This is a genomic window from Exiguobacterium artemiae (genome assembly GCF_033342815.1).
Taxonomy (GTDB): domain Bacteria; phylum Bacillota; class Bacilli; order Exiguobacteriales; family Exiguobacteriaceae; genus Exiguobacterium_A; species Exiguobacterium_A artemiae_A.
The window spans coordinates 1-13,103 of sequence record NZ_JAWPEN010000028.1; the positions used below are offsets into that span (position 1 = coordinate 1).

The window sequence follows — 13,103 nt, forward strand, 5'->3', positions numbered from 1 at the left end:
AATTACTATAACGAAGAACGAATCCAAGAAAAATTAGGCTACCTGACACCGATAAAATATGGTGTACTGGCAGCCTAATCAAGGTGTTTTATATGTGTCTCATATCGCTAGGTCAGTCTACCGGTCGTCTTTTTAATCGTTCCGTTCTGGACCGATCAACTGTCGCCCCTGCTACAGACACTCTTTTTCCTGATGTTGTTCATCTCGGTCTGTTTATCGTTACATACGGCGTGGAACTTGCTCAGTCCACGATTCCCCAACTGGGCGGCGCGCGTCAACAGACTTCATCCGGCGCTCGGGATTCTACTTGGTCTCGTTTTCCTGACAGCATTCGGCTACTTGTTTTTCACCGTTTTTTCTCTCGTCACGTTTGGTATCATCCAAAGTATCGTGACGATTGTCTTGATGTATATCGGACTGGCGATTTTTGTTTTCCTCCTCAGCTGTTTTGTCGAAGGGATTACACGCCAATCCAAAGAGACGTTGTTTCAGCCCGTCTTGATTTTTGTTTCCGTCTCCTATGTCGTCGTAACGACGTTCGGAATTTTACAGCTCGTCGTATAACCTCTAAATCCGTCTGATGACGGGTTTAGTTGTCGTGGTGCAACACACCATCTGTATCAATCCGGACACGAAGCTCCCCGTCGAGTTCAAGCACAAGCGGACTGGTAATGGCCGATTTCGGGGAGAACAACCATGTCCGGTCTTCTCGCCCAAGCAACAGATGGGTACCGTCTTCCGGTGCTCCGAGGAAATTCAGGAAGTCGACGTTAATCGGTTGATGATACCGGTGAAAGACACCGAGTTCCGCAAAGGATGCGCCGACACCGGTAACATCCGGCGTCGTCACGTTCATCTCGCCGATATCGAGGATGTCATTGACGGTGAACGTTTCAAGCGACTTCGCCGGATTGACATCATGGCGGGCAATCAATTCGACGACATTTTCATCCGGATCATAAAAATAAACGGAATGGGCATTGATGTTTTCAAAATAAATTTCGTCTTTCCCGTCCTCAATCAATAACGGGACACGGTGTTGCAACCAGTCCTTCGCCAGTCGGAAGGAATCCCCCGGCACGTTAAAGGCAAAGTGGTATTGTTTTGGTTGCTCTGTCGTGTCGAGCTCAAATCGAAGCTGACTCGTCCCGATTTGCATGGTAAACGCGGTCGCTGTCTCCTCGACGAGCGGAAAACCGAGTGTCTCCGTATAAAAGTCCTGCATCAGTTTGACATCATTCGTCCAAAGTGTGGCTGCTGTAATTTTCATCGTCTATCTCCTCCATCTCAGTCCAATCCATTTGCTAGTTTCAGTATACAATAATTGATGTATAATAATGGTTAAAAAGTAAGTACATACCTATTTTGAAACGGAGGCAGACAGATGAAACGATATACGATTGCATGCGGTGGCATTTCGACACAGATTACCGAATGGGGTGAACCGGATCGACCGGTCATTTTTTGCCTGCATGGTCTCGGCGGAACAAGCCTCAGCTTCATCGAACTGGCGGACGCCTTACAAGATACATACCGGATCGTCTCGATCGATGCGCCGGGTCACGGAAAAACCGAGCCGTTCCCGGACGAACGCGACTATCAATTTGCCCGTTTTTCCAATTGGCTGAATCAGTTGTTTGACCAGATCGATATCCAGGATTTTTATTTCCTGTCTCATTCCTGGGGCAGCTTCATCGCGCTTTATTATCAAAAAGAACAGCCGGACCGGATACGCGGCTCGATTTTGATTGACGGCGGATATCAGAGCAAACGGTTACGCGGCACCCCGCTCGAGCAGGAATCCGCATTTTACGATACCGATTTCGAAGAGTCTGTTGCCACGTGGGAAGAGTTCCGCGATGTCGCTGTCTACGGACCCAAGATGCGCCGGTCGCCGCTGCTTGACTTAGCTGGAAAGGATTTTGTTCGGATGCAGGACGGGCGGTACTACTGGCATACGCGGGCGAAAACGGCACGGGCGATTCTGACGGCGATGTACCAGGATGAAATCCTTGATTTCCTCGACGATGTTCCCGGTGACAACCTCGTGTTGCTCCGCGCGACATTACCCGTTTCCGACGAACCGTTCCGTCAAGAAGCAATCGCTCTGTGGCAGGAAAAAACCGGCGGAACCGTCATCTCCGTTCCGTCGACTTCCCACATCACGCACTGGGATGATCCGGCATTTGTACTGCAGGTGATTCGGGAACACTGGACCAGAACGCTTGCCGTTGATGAACAGCCCACTCAACTCTGAAAAAAATTGAACGATAAATAAACGACTCCCGGATGTCCGAGAGTCGTTTGCTTTGTGGATTCTTCGATCAGGTGATATTTTCGATGAACTGTCGGACTTCTTTCCGTGACTTTAACACGATAATTGTCTTCGTCGCTATCACTTGTGCGAGTCTTGCTTGAATGCCCGGCCGCTGATCATCCGGATAACGCCACACCCACTTCAAAAAAGCAACATCGATTTTTTCCGGACACCCGGTCGCTATATCTGGTCGTGCCTGATGCCGGTACCGAATCGACCGTTTGAGAATCCGGTAGACACACGTCGTTCGCGGTAGATCAAGAAAGATGATCGTATCCGCCGCATTGAGCCGGAGGTCCATCGTCCCACCGTAATTTCCGTCGATGATCCAGTCATCCCGGCTGATTAAGTCCGTTTGTATCCGTTGTTGTTCCTCGCGCGGAACTGCCTGCCAGTCCGCCCGCCACAACAAACTGTCGAGATGGTGGACAGAAATACCCAGCCGTTGACCCAGTTGTCTCGCAAGCGTCGACTTACCTGATCCACCGGAACCGATTAGCATGATCTTTTTCATTCCGCTTCCACCCACTCCAGCCGGAACCGTCCGCCGGGACCAATCCGTTGTAGCAACGGTCGGTCAACTTCAATCACGCGTCCGATCACATTGACCCGTTCGTCCGCCGCAAGATCCCGTTTTGTGATCTGCAGCTCCCCGGCATACCGGCCGTAACGCAGATTATCGATCGTAATCGATCCAACAGGCCGGTCGGCTAGCGTCGCAGGTTCGAGAAGTCCGTCGCCCGGTCGGCCGTAAGCACGTGACTCGACCGAACGGATGACATCGCGTGCCGGATCCATCCGGTTTGTCTGAACGCTTTCTAACAGCGGATTGCCTTGTCCCGTTGCTCGGAGGATAATGACCCCCTCCTGATAAGCGGCAAACTGCCGCATCGTCGTGTCTGACAGGCCGGGATCACCGATTAATATCCGGTCAACGGACGCTTCAAGTTCGAGATAACAGGCAAACGGTGATTGTCCGCGGTGATCCTCAAGCGTCGGTAACGTCTCGTAAAGCGGACCACGCAGTTGTCCGTTACCCGGGATGAAGGCCTGAACACGGATTCCTTGTTCACGGAGCCAACGGTTTTTATCGTCAAACCAGTTCCGGTCGAGTCCTGTTTCCGGACGCGGATAAAAGTTATGCCAGGCTTCGACGTGCTCAAGCACCAGCCCCTCCGCTTTCATCGCATCGAGTTCTTCCGCAGTTACCGTACTGGCATTCAACGCGATCATCAGTTGTCTCGACAACGCCGCAATCCGCTTCGGCGTCACGCCGTAATCGACACGCAATCCGGTCAGTCCCCACTCGGTCAACGTCCCGGCGTCATCCCATGTCTTTCCGAGCGCAGTTAGAGAAGTCGGAGCGATATCCGCAACGAGTTCCATCTCGAGTTCTCGTGCCAATTGCCCTAAAGTTCGCAACCGCTCTGTATATAACGCCGGATCATCTTCCGGGATATGTAACGAAGTAAAGATTGAGGTAAAGCCGATTGCCCGCATCTGTACGATGTTTGCTTTCACCTCATCTGTCAGTGCTTCACTCAAATAAACGGCCAGTCCTTTCATCTGAATCACTCCTTTTTGATTGACTGAATTCGTTCTAAAAATTGTTTCAATAGTACCATTAAAAGAAATTTTTAGGAGGTTCTTCCTGAACTATGATACCATTAATGTGTATTACATAAGGGGGAAAATGAAATGAAACGCATCTTAATCCCGTTCCTGTCCGTCGCCTGTCTGATCATGGTGTGGAACGTCTACAGCCAGCATGCTGATTCGAAAACGGATCTGTTCCACTATAAGCATTCAGTGGTCGGCAATAACAGTGCCGTCACAAATATCGTCAAGGAATTGGCCCACCACCAGGAATTACGGCAGATTGCCCTGCAAACGAAGCAAACACCATACGGCATGCATTTGACTTACAAGGACATCGAGACAGAAAACATCGAACAGGAAATCAAAGAAACGGTTCTGTTTAATGCCACTTATCTGTTTGTCCTCGTCGATAATGTCGACCGGATCACCTTTACGTTCCCGGACTACACGTATACCGTGACACGGAATCAGCTCGACCAGTGGTACGGTCAAACTCTCAGTACGATCACACAGGAACAGGACCTAAAACAGTTGCTTCAACACCAGTTGAAGTCGGAAACGAACATCAATCAGGTTTTGGCTGACTGATGCCGGACCGGCAACGCGTCAAAAAAAGATGGAACATCACGGTCACGTGATCTTCCATCTTTTTGTTGTGTGCGGTTCTTGTGCCGCCGTTAAATTCCGTCTGCCATTTCTTCCTTAAATCCAAACCAGAAGGTAAACAGGAATCCGAAGACGTACGAGATGACAAGGCCGCCGATGTACGTCAGGTACATCCCGTTATCGATCAACGGTGTCAACGACAGACCGGACACGCCGACACCAAGCGCCGCTGTCTTCATCGTCGCCTGGAAGGCCCCACCGACTGCCGCTCCCATACAGGCTGTCAGGAATGGACGGCCGAGCGGTAACGTGACCCCGTACAACAAAGGTTCACCGATTCCGAGGAAACCGACCGGAATCGCGCCCTTGATGATGTTGCGCAACCGTTGATTTCGTGTCTTGACGAAAATCGCCAGTGCGGCGCCGACCTGCCCGGCTCCCGCCATCGCAAGGATTGGCAAGAGTGCCGTGTTGCCGACGGTATTGAGCAGTTCCAGATGAATCGGTGTCAAGCCGTGATGCAGTCCGACCATGACGAGCGGCAGGAAGAATCCAGCTAACACGGCACCGGCAAGTGGTCCACCAACTTCGAGGATCACGTTGATTGCTTTCATGATCCCGTCAGACAGGACACCGGCGACCGGCATGATGGCATAAAGTGCTGTAAATCCGACGATCAAGACCGTTAAGAGTGGCGTAAAGATGATATCAATCGAAACCGGCATGAACCGGCGGATATGTTTTTCAAGATATGTCATCAACCAAGCGGCGAAGATAACCCCAAACAACCCTCCCCGACCGACGACAAGCGGTTCTCCGTAAATAATTATATCAACAAGCAACGGATTAAATAAAATCCCCCCTGCAATCGCGCCGAGGACCGGCGTGCCGCCGAATTCCTTCGCCGTATTCCACCCGACGAGAATCGCTAAGTAAGCAAAGACGGTGCTGCCGATCAGTAATAAAATCTGCATCCACGTTTCCGTCGCATCGACTCCGGCGTTTTTCGCAAAGTTCGCTGCTCCGTTAATGATTCCTGACGCGACCAGTCCCGGAATGAGCGGGATGAAGATATTTCCTAGGCGCCGTAAAAAGCGTTTGAACGGTGACTTTTGTTTATCCTTCACTTTTTGCCGTTCGATGGCGGCCCGTTCCTCAAATGTCAGGTTCTCATCGGCCGACTCTTCCCCGATGGCAAGCCCCGTTTTCCGACTCAAATGATCCGCGACCCGGTTGACCGTCCCCGGTCCGACGACGATTTGCAGTGTCTCGTCATCGATGACACCCATGACGCCGTCCAGTTGTTTGAGTGCTTGGATATCCGCTTTTGTCGGATCCTTCAGCGCCAACCGGACACGTGTCATACAGTGGGCAAGCTGTCGGAGATTGTCTTTCCCGCCGACATGTTCCAGTATTCCCTCCGCCAACACTTCTTCCTTCTTCATCTGAATCCCCCCTTAGAGCGCGTCGCGGACGAATCCGTGCGCACGTTGTAATCGTTCAACCGCCTCAGGATACGAAACGTCTGCTAAAATCATGACGATCGCCGTCTTGACGTGACCATTCGTTGATGTGAAATAACGCGCGGCCGTCTCAAGATCGACCCCTGTCGCTTCCACGATCATCCGTTTGGCCCGGACTTCAAGCTTTTCATTCGTCGATTGGACATCGACCATCAGGTTTTGATAGACTTTCCCGACGCCGATCATCGCTGCCGTGGAAATCATGTTTAGGACAAGCTTTTGTGCCGTTCCGGCTTTGAGCCGGGTCGAACCGGTCAAGACTTCCGGACCTGTCTCGACTTCAATCCGGAGATCGGCGTGCTGGCTGATGATGGATTCTTTGTTGCAGGACAACGCTGCTGTCTTCGCGCCGATTTCACGGGCATAATCGAGACCGCCGATGACGTAAGGGGTCCGACCGCTTGCCGCGATGCCGATGACGGTATCATTCGTTGTCAGCTGAAGCGCCTGTAAATCTTCGACAGCCAGTGTCTTGCTGTCTTCCGCCCCTTCAACGGCCTTGATGAGCGCCCGTTCGCCTCCGGCAATCAAACCGACAACCATCTCTGGTGAGACACCAAACGTCGGCACACATTCTGCCGCGTCGAGCACACCGAGGCGTCCGCTCGTTCCGGCTCCGATGTAAATCAGGCGTCCGCCCGCTTGAAACGATTGAATGACTTGCGCGACGACTTGCTGGATGACCGGGATTTCCTGTCGAATCACACCTGCGACCGACTGATCCTCCTCGTTCATCACCGTCAAGATTTCCTCGACCGTCATATCGTCAAGCTCCATCGTTCGTTGATTCCGGCGTTCTGTCGCCAATTTCTCTAACATGATTTTCATCCTCTCTCCACAGCTCCTTTTATCCTGACCACAACGAAACATTAATCCAAAAATAAATAGATTTAATAGAAATAAAATTGCAAAAGAAGTCAATAGGGAAAGCCCAACCGCGTCGATTGGACTCCCTCAAACGAGCCTGTTACTTATTCCAATTGCGGAATCCGTCCCCGAACTCCCGGTACAAATCGTTTTGGAACGTACCGTCCTTAAACTTCGGCACATCGACCGGTAATTTCCCTTGTGGTACGAATTCACCAAAAATGGCGCGGATTCCTGCCGGTAAATTCGGTCCGGCTGATTTTGTGTTCCCCGCTTCCGAATCCGGTCCGTTCGGATCCCCTTTGAAGCCGTAAACGAGCAGTTGAGCATCGGCGTCCGGTTGTACGGCGACATCATACGGATTCCGCAGACTGAGCAGGACGGATTTTTTACCCGCTTGGTTTGCCTGACGGAAGACTTCAGCCGGCACATAATGATCCGCGGAAGCTGTTCCGAGCTTCGCACTGTTGTTGACGTTCGAGCCGACGATCAGATAGTCGGCTTGATTAATTTTCTCCTGAAGCGCCGGATTTTGATCGAGATGCGGCGTCGAGGCTCCGTAATTTTCCGTCAGCACGTTCACCCGCTTCAGGTTCCCGGCATTTTTCTCAAGCGACCGAATCGTCTTGACCATACTGTCCGTCTGATCTTTTGTCGGTGAAAGGACGAGGACCGTCTGCCCTTTTTTCGGCTTGAACGGCAATGTCTTCCGGTCATTTTTGACGAGTGTGACTGCCGCTTCCGTCATCTGCCGCTCAAGTGCCTTATGTTCAGGGCTGCCGACGACTGACTTCGCCTCGTTCAGTTGTTCCTCAAGTGTCACCTGATCATTTGTTTCCTTCCAGATGCCGCGTGTCGCTTTGAGCGTCAGAATCCGCTCGACGGAACGATCGATGTCCGCTTCTTTTAAGTCACCGCTTTCGACGGCTTCAATCACATCGTCAAAAATCGACTCCAGTTTCGTCACGTCGTTCGCAGATCTTAGAATCGTCGGCATCAATGCGATATCGACACCGGCTTTAAACGTCTTGATGACGGCTTCCGACTCCGTAAAGTTGTCGGCAATCGCCTGCATGTTCAAGGCATCAGTGACGACAAGTCCCTGATAGCCGAGCTCTTCCCGTAAGACACCGGTGATGACGTCATCCGATAACGTGGCCGGCAGCGGGAACGTCCCTTGTTTTGACTCGACGACTTCATCCTCAATCTGCGGCATGCCGATGTGTCCCGTCATCACCATGTCAATTCCTTCGTCAATTGCCCGTTTAAACGGAATCAGTTCCAGCTGTTTCAGTTCAGCCAGTGATTTGTCGACGACCGGTAAGCCGTAATGCGAGTCGACTGCCGTATCCCCGTGTCCCGGGAAGTGTTTCGCCGTCGCTGCGACCCCTTGCTTCTGAATGCCTTGCGTCATGGCCGAGCCCAGTTCCCCAACCAGGTTCGGATCACTTGAAAACGAACGGACCCCGATGACGGGATTGCCCGGATTGTTGTTGACATCAAGGACCGGACCAAAGTTGACGTTGATGCCGAGTGCATACAGTTCGGAGCCGATGATTCCACCTGCCGCTTCCGCATAAGCCGGACTGCGGGTCGCCCCGAGTGCCATGTTGCCCGGTAAGTTGGTCCCCGTACCGAGGCGTGTGACGATTCCGCCTTCCTGGTCAATCGTGACGAACAATGGAATGTCGTTGCTCGGATCCTGCTCGACGACTTCCTGCAAATCATGGACCAGTTTCGTCGTCTGTTCCGTCTCACTGACATTTTCCGCGAACAGGATGACACCGCCTAAATCAAACCGGTCGATGATCCGTCCGACTTCCGGTGCCAGTTGCGTATGATTAACCCCGTTCCATAACCGGAAATCCGGCATGATCATTTGACCGATCTTTTGCTCAAGCGTCATCTGTTCCAGTTGTGCGTCAACCCGTTGTGTAACGGATGGTGTCGTTTCGGCCGCGACTGGTTGCATCGGCAACGACGCGGCAAGTAGCGCCGTCGTCAATCCGAGTGTCGCCGTCCAGTTGAGTTTCTGTCCCATATGCTCAGCTCCCCTTTTGTTTTGACCCCTGCATGATTGTTGCTTCCCCGTGTTCACCGTTAGTATAACAAGCCTAACATTCAGAAACAATGTTTTATTTGTAAGCGTAAACACTTTGAAATAAAGTTTCCTTTCGTTTCATTTTTATACAGAAAGATATTGACACTGTTGTATAATGAATGGAACATCATTCCCAGCAAGGAGACACCTATCCGATGAAAAAATTCCGTGGCAAACGCCGCTACTTTCGACAACTTCAGGCCGAACAACATCTCTCAGCCCATGCCTTAGATTTCAGTTCCGACAGTTGGTTTGATTTTTGGCATGTCCATCTCGATTTTGACGGACGTGGAAATGGTCACCTTAAAATTCGAAATGCACATGTCCAAGCACTGTTTCAGCTGATGGATGAGCTCGATGCCGCGCTCAAAACGTGGGGACAACCGTATCAGCTTTGGATCGAACTGTCCCGGCAAGATGCCGGCAAGGACGCAGTTTTCGTTCATACCAACAATCCGAACAGAGATAATTTCCCGTTTGTTCTTCCGGCTTTGTCAGAAGAGACCGGGCCGCTCCCACGTTATTTAACGGAGTCCGCAGACCTTGATCAATATCACATCCGGTCTTACGAGCAACGCCTTTTTGATGAATGGGAGGACGACCCGGTAGAAAGCTTTGACCAGCTATTTGTCATCGAACGACGGGATCGGAAGAATCCGCTTTAATGACGTCAAAACAGACAATTCCTCTTGGACCGTCCATTGCTGATTTTTATAATCATTTGAACATGATTTTAGAACCTATGAGGAACACGACCAGCAATATCCCGTCGAATACCAGATTAATCAGCCAAAGGAAAGGAGAACATTATGCGCCTTCCAGTTGAAAGGTTACCGTTCTATTTAAAACGTTTTCTATTTTTTGTTATTTTCTACATAACTGCTCCCTTGGCCTCCTTTTTGCTGTTGATCCACTGGAAATCGCTCCCTTCTCAAACGCGCGATGCACGATTGATTGTCTCCACCTTGTTTCTGCTGTTGTTTCTCGTCGGTTTTTTCCCTCGTGGCTGGTACCAGAACGCCATGCTCGCCTTTACGCTCACCGTCGGATTGTTCGTTACCTTCATCGGACTTGGCGGGAAAAAGAAGTACTGAGCAGCTCATCTTTCGAACGACCAAAAGACCGCATCGCCTGGATGCGGTCTTTTATTTTGTCATGATTCAGGAAGATACGGCTTCCCGTTTCGTCGTTTTACTTCATATAATCAAAAATCTTCTTCGGACCGCCGAGTCGTAAATCGGCGATGATATGCTGGGCATCCATGATCTTTCCGACCGGGAAATCGGCCAGCGGTGCCATGACATGCTGGAACAATTCCAAACGGGCCGGGCCGCGGTAGGCTTCCTTGACCTGAATATCCGTGATTTGACTGCGTGTCAATTCAGAGATGATCAGTTCCCCTTCGTAGCCGCGGTGTTGCTTCAGCATGAACTGCGGTGTACCGATGATCGCTTTCGCCTCTTCTTCCTTGACCGGATAATATTTATAACCCATCGTCGCCTGGGCGACACGAAGCGAATGATAATCAAGTGTTCCGACGAGAACGTCGTTGTCTAAAAACAACTTCGGCGAACCATATTTTTTCGGGAACGAAGCAACTTCCCGCCCGGAAGCAATCGCTGCCTGGTTATTGACGTACATCGACAGGTAGAATTCCCCGACTTCCCCGTTGTACCGGACCGGGATGACGTGACCGCATTCCAGATACGAGCCGAGTCCCGTACTGTCCGGCATATTGATGACTTCGAACTTGATCTGGTTGCCGATCAGCTCAAGCGGTTCCGGTACGACGGCACGCAATTGCTCCAGGTCCGTTTCATAGACGATATTCATGTATTCGCGGTTCCGGAAGAAAATATCGACCGCCGGAAAGACCGGTGCGTTGACCGGTGTCGCGACGACATTCTGGACATCCTCTTTTTTCATCTGCTCATCTCCCTTATTTGACTGCGAGAAGTGCCTTGAACTGCTCGACACTCTGTTCAAAGTCGGTTACTTCCTGTTTGTCCTGTGCATTTCGGACGAGTGCTTGAATCATTGAATTGACCGGAGTCGGAATGCCGTACGTTTCCCCGTACATCGTGACGACACCGTTAATGTAGTCGATTTCCGTCGGCTGGTATTTCCGTAAATCCTGTAACATACTCGCCTCGAGATTTCGCGAGCTGTTCATCAACTGCGGCAGTTCGACCATCTTTTGGTCGATGTCACTGAGTTCGCTGTAGACCGTCAAGTCCGCTTCTCCCATCCGGGCAAATTCGATCCCGTGCGCATGACCGACATCAAGGACTTCTTTCATCGCGTGAATCGCGGCTCGTAACAGGACCGGATGGTCGAGCACGTCACCATACGTCCCGTTGCAGGCAGCAGACAATCCGCTGAACGCGCTGTTGATGATCAGTTTCGACCATTTCGTGCCCGGCAGGTTATCGGAAATTTCCGTTCCGCCAATTGTATCGAGGACTTCTTTTAACTGAACGATCCGGTCTGTCGTCGCCCCGTCGAGTTCGCCGATTTGCAACGCATATTTTTTAAAGAATGAGTAGTCTGTTGTCAGACGGGACTGTCCCGGTCCGACATACGTCGCCCCAAATTCGACCGAGCCGGCGATAATCCGTTCACTTGGAATATGCTGGCGGATGATTTCTTCCGGCACCCCGTTTTGCAAGGACACGAGGATACCGTCCTCTTTTAAAATGGCTTTGACCGCCGGTAAGACTTGCGGATTGTAGAGCTGTTTTGTCAGCAACAACACGATATCATACGTTTTCGTAATCTCTTCCGGCAGAAAAGCCGTGACGCGTTGCATGATATCCGGTCCGACGACGTGTGCCCCTTTCTCGTTCAGTTGTGCGACATGTTCTTTGTTCGTATCAATCAAGTCAACGACAGGATATGTTTCACTTAAATACGCACCCATGATGGTACCGAGTGATCCTGCTCCATATATTGCAATATTCATTTCCATCACCTCTGCACTCAGCATATACCGGTTTCCGCATAAACAAAAATATATAATGATGTATACTGTTATAAACAATTACTTATAGGAGGAGTGAGAGATGGAATTACTCCATTTACATTATTTCAGAACCGTCGCAGAAGAACTGAACTTTACTCATGCTGCGAAGCGTCTGTTCATCAGTCAACCGGCACTCAGTATGACAGTCAAAAAACTCGAACGGGAATTGGATACCGAATTGTTCAACCGGAACGGACGCGCGATTACCCTGACGAATCAGGGACGGATCCTGTTGCAGTCCGTCGAAAAAATCGAAAATGAACTCGAACTCGTCAAAGAACGGCTGTCGAATCCGGAACAGGACGTGACGATCAGCCTCGCTAGTTCACACGGCCGTTTCATTCAGATTCTGCTGGCGGAATTTTTGGTTAACCCGTCAGCGACACTGTTCAACACGGAAATTTTGTCGAACCGTGAAATTCTGTCGCAACTGTTGACCGATGAAATCCATTTCTCAATCAGCTTTATGGAAATCAAACATCCCGAAGTCACGAGTGAACCGGTTATTGAAGAAGAGATTGTGCTGACCTATCCCGGTCATTATACGGAGCAGGACGTTTTGCGTGTGCTCTATGACAACGAGACGGCAAAATCGTTCCTGTTCCCGTCACACAATAAGGATTACAACAGTTTCATCAAATTAAAGATGACGGAATTCAGTTTATACGCGGATTCGATCCGTTACATTGATGACGTCTCCCTGCAGGTCGCCCTGCGTCAACAACGTTATTTCAGCTTTGTTCCCGTCTCCGTCTGCCGTGAACTGAAGCTTCCGTTCGTCGCCAAGGATAACCTGACAATCGTCTCAAACATCTATTTGTCACGCTTAAGCCGTGGCCTGACCGAAGAACAGCAGACGGTTTATGATGCCATCAAACAGTTCTTCCTCCGCGAAGCCGCTTCCTTCGTTAAATAACGGATCCCAGAAAAAAACGACCGTCCTGACGTGAACTGCTCCCCGTCAAGTGGACAGGCAAAATAATAAAAATCTTTTAAACGGCTTGAGCCCTGAATTCTAACGGGCTCAAGCCGTTTAGTCGTTCTTGGTATCGTTCTTCATTGTAGAAT

16 protein-coding genes are annotated in these 13,103 nt (G+C 50.6%); 7 read left to right on the forward strand and 9 right to left on the reverse strand.

The features are described from left to right. The coding region (locus R7V76_RS16705; RefSeq protein WP_369076250.1) for an IS3 family transposase at positions 1–78 on the forward strand (78 nt) is incomplete at its 5' end. 114 nt (positions 79–192) lie between these two features. After that, positions 193–564, forward strand: a complete 372-nt coding sequence (locus tag R7V76_RS16310; RefSeq protein WP_318094305.1) for a hypothetical protein — start codon at positions 193–195, stop codon at positions 562–564. 25 nt (positions 565–589) lie between these two features. Here the strand turns inward: R7V76_RS16310 and R7V76_RS16315 are convergent, their stop codons facing one another. Beyond that, positions 590–1,270, reverse strand: coding sequence for a VOC family protein (locus R7V76_RS16315; RefSeq protein ID WP_318094306.1), 681 nt, complete (start codon positions 1,268–1,270; stop codon positions 590–592). Between the two features lie 114 nt (positions 1,271–1,384). On the opposite strand from R7V76_RS16315, the gene R7V76_RS16320 reads away from it, so the two are divergent. Then, positions 1,385–2,257 carry an alpha/beta fold hydrolase gene (locus R7V76_RS16320; RefSeq protein WP_318094307.1) on the forward strand — a complete coding sequence of 291 codons (873 nt, stop codon included), beginning with the start codon at positions 1,385–1,387 and terminating at the stop codon, positions 2,255–2,257. A 67-nt stretch (positions 2,258–2,324) separates the two neighbouring features. On the opposite strand, the gene R7V76_RS16325 is transcribed toward R7V76_RS16320, so the two are convergent. Further along, positions 2,325–2,831 carry a DNA topology modulation protein gene (locus R7V76_RS16325; protein WP_318094308.1) on the reverse strand — a complete coding sequence of 169 codons (507 nt, stop codon included), beginning with the start codon at positions 2,829–2,831 and terminating at the stop codon, positions 2,325–2,327. Further along, the gene (locus tag R7V76_RS16330) at positions 2,828–3,883 is read right to left on the reverse strand and encodes a DUF871 domain-containing protein (RefSeq protein WP_318094309.1); all 1,056 of its coding nucleotides are present in this window, start codon (positions 3,881–3,883) and stop codon (positions 2,828–2,830) included. Before R7V76_RS16330 ends, R7V76_RS16325 begins: the two co-directional genes overlap by 4 nt. 132 nt (positions 3,884–4,015) lie before the next feature. Between R7V76_RS16330 and R7V76_RS16335 the strand changes: the two genes are divergently transcribed. Beyond that, the gene (locus tag R7V76_RS16335) at positions 4,016–4,504 is read left to right on the forward strand and encodes a DUF4825 domain-containing protein (RefSeq protein ID WP_318094310.1); all 489 of its coding nucleotides are present in this window, start codon (positions 4,016–4,018) and stop codon (positions 4,502–4,504) included. Positions 4,505–4,593: 89 nt separating this feature from the next. Here the strand turns inward: R7V76_RS16335 and R7V76_RS16340 are convergent, their stop codons facing one another. The 3 genes from R7V76_RS16340 to R7V76_RS16350 form a co-directional block, all read right to left on the reverse strand. Continuing rightward, positions 4,594–5,967 (reverse strand): PTS transporter subunit EIIC, encoded by a 1,374-nt coding sequence (locus R7V76_RS16340; protein ID WP_318094311.1) that lies wholly within the window; start codon positions 5,965–5,967, stop codon positions 4,594–4,596. A gap of 12 nt (positions 5,968–5,979) precedes the next feature. After that, positions 5,980–6,873 carry an N-acetylmuramic acid 6-phosphate etherase gene (gene murQ, locus R7V76_RS16345; protein WP_318094312.1) on the reverse strand — a complete coding sequence of 298 codons (894 nt, stop codon included), beginning with the start codon at positions 6,871–6,873 and terminating at the stop codon, positions 5,980–5,982. A 139-nt stretch (positions 6,874–7,012) separates the two neighbouring features. Next, positions 7,013–8,953 carry a glycoside hydrolase family 3 protein gene (locus R7V76_RS16350; protein ID WP_318094313.1) on the reverse strand — a complete coding sequence of 647 codons (1,941 nt, stop codon included), beginning with the start codon at positions 8,951–8,953 and terminating at the stop codon, positions 7,013–7,015. A gap of 215 nt (positions 8,954–9,168) precedes the next feature. On the opposite strand from R7V76_RS16350, the gene R7V76_RS16355 reads away from it, so the two are divergent. Continuing rightward, entirely contained in the window at positions 9,169–9,678 is a 510-nt protein-coding gene (locus R7V76_RS16355; RefSeq protein ID WP_318094314.1) for a hypothetical protein, read from the forward strand. 144 nt (positions 9,679–9,822) lie between these two features. Continuing rightward, positions 9,823–10,107, forward strand: coding sequence for a hypothetical protein (locus tag R7V76_RS16360; RefSeq protein WP_318094315.1), 285 nt, complete (start codon positions 9,823–9,825; stop codon positions 10,105–10,107). A gap of 97 nt (positions 10,108–10,204) precedes the next feature. Here R7V76_RS16360 and R7V76_RS16365 read toward each other — a convergent pair whose 3' ends face one another. Both R7V76_RS16365 and R7V76_RS16370 read right to left on the reverse strand, forming a co-directional pair. After that, the gene (locus R7V76_RS16365; protein WP_318094316.1) at positions 10,205–10,939 is read right to left on the reverse strand and encodes an acetoacetate decarboxylase; all 735 of its coding nucleotides are present in this window, start codon (positions 10,937–10,939) and stop codon (positions 10,205–10,207) included. Between the two features lie 13 nt (positions 10,940–10,952). Further along, on the reverse strand, positions 10,953–11,975 hold the full coding sequence (locus R7V76_RS16370; protein WP_318094317.1) for a ketopantoate reductase family protein: 1,023 nt from the start codon (positions 11,973–11,975) through the stop codon (positions 10,953–10,955). Positions 11,976–12,075: 100 nt separating this feature from the next. On the opposite strand from R7V76_RS16370, the gene R7V76_RS16375 reads away from it, so the two are divergent. Continuing rightward, positions 12,076–12,951, forward strand: coding sequence for a LysR family transcriptional regulator (locus tag R7V76_RS16375; protein WP_318094318.1), 876 nt, complete (start codon positions 12,076–12,078; stop codon positions 12,949–12,951). Positions 12,952–13,027: 76 nt separating this feature from the next. Here R7V76_RS16375 and R7V76_RS16710 read toward each other — a convergent pair. Continuing rightward, positions 13,028–13,103, reverse strand: a 76-nt coding sequence (locus R7V76_RS16710; RefSeq protein WP_369076256.1) for an IS3 family transposase, incomplete at its 5' end; no start/stop codon positions are given.

Bases quoted from the DNA above. Each gene is read 5' to 3' on its own strand.
- R7V76_RS16310 (WP_318094305.1), top strand. From the start codon at position 193: ATGTTGTTCATCTCGGTCTGTTTATCGTTACATACGGCGTGGAACTTG.
- R7V76_RS16315 (WP_318094306.1), bottom strand. From the start codon at position 1,270: ATGAAAATTACAGCAGCCACACTTTGGACGAATGATGTCAAACTGATG.
- R7V76_RS16320 (WP_318094307.1), top strand. From the start codon at position 1,385: ATGAAACGATATACGATTGCATGCGGTGGCATTTCGACACAGATTACC.
- R7V76_RS16325 (WP_318094308.1), bottom strand. From the start codon at position 2,831: ATGAAAAAGATCATGCTAATCGGTTCCGGTGGATCAGGTAAGTCGACG.
- R7V76_RS16330 (WP_318094309.1), bottom strand. From the start codon at position 3,883: ATGAAAGGACTGGCCGTTTATTTGAGTGAAGCACTGACAGATGAGGTG.
- R7V76_RS16335 (WP_318094310.1), top strand. From the start codon at position 4,016: ATGAAACGCATCTTAATCCCGTTCCTGTCCGTCGCCTGTCTGATCATG.
- R7V76_RS16340 (WP_318094311.1), bottom strand. From the start codon at position 5,967: ATGAAGAAGGAAGAAGTGTTGGCGGAGGGAATACTGGAACATGTCGGC.
- murQ (WP_318094312.1), bottom strand. From the start codon at position 6,873: ATGAAAATCATGTTAGAGAAATTGGCGACAGAACGCCGGAATCAACGA.
- R7V76_RS16350 (WP_318094313.1), bottom strand. From the start codon at position 8,953: ATGGGACAGAAACTCAACTGGACGGCGACACTCGGATTGACGACGGCG.
- R7V76_RS16355 (WP_318094314.1), top strand. From the start codon at position 9,169: ATGAAAAAATTCCGTGGCAAACGCCGCTACTTTCGACAACTTCAGGCC.
- R7V76_RS16360 (WP_318094315.1), top strand. From the start codon at position 9,823: ATGCGCCTTCCAGTTGAAAGGTTACCGTTCTATTTAAAACGTTTTCTA.
- R7V76_RS16365 (WP_318094316.1), bottom strand. From the start codon at position 10,939: ATGAAAAAAGAGGATGTCCAGAATGTCGTCGCGACACCGGTCAACGCA.
- R7V76_RS16370 (WP_318094317.1), bottom strand. From the start codon at position 11,975: ATGAATATTGCAATATATGGAGCAGGATCACTCGGTACCATCATGGGT.
- R7V76_RS16375 (WP_318094318.1), top strand. From the start codon at position 12,076: ATGGAATTACTCCATTTACATTATTTCAGAACCGTCGCAGAAGAACTG.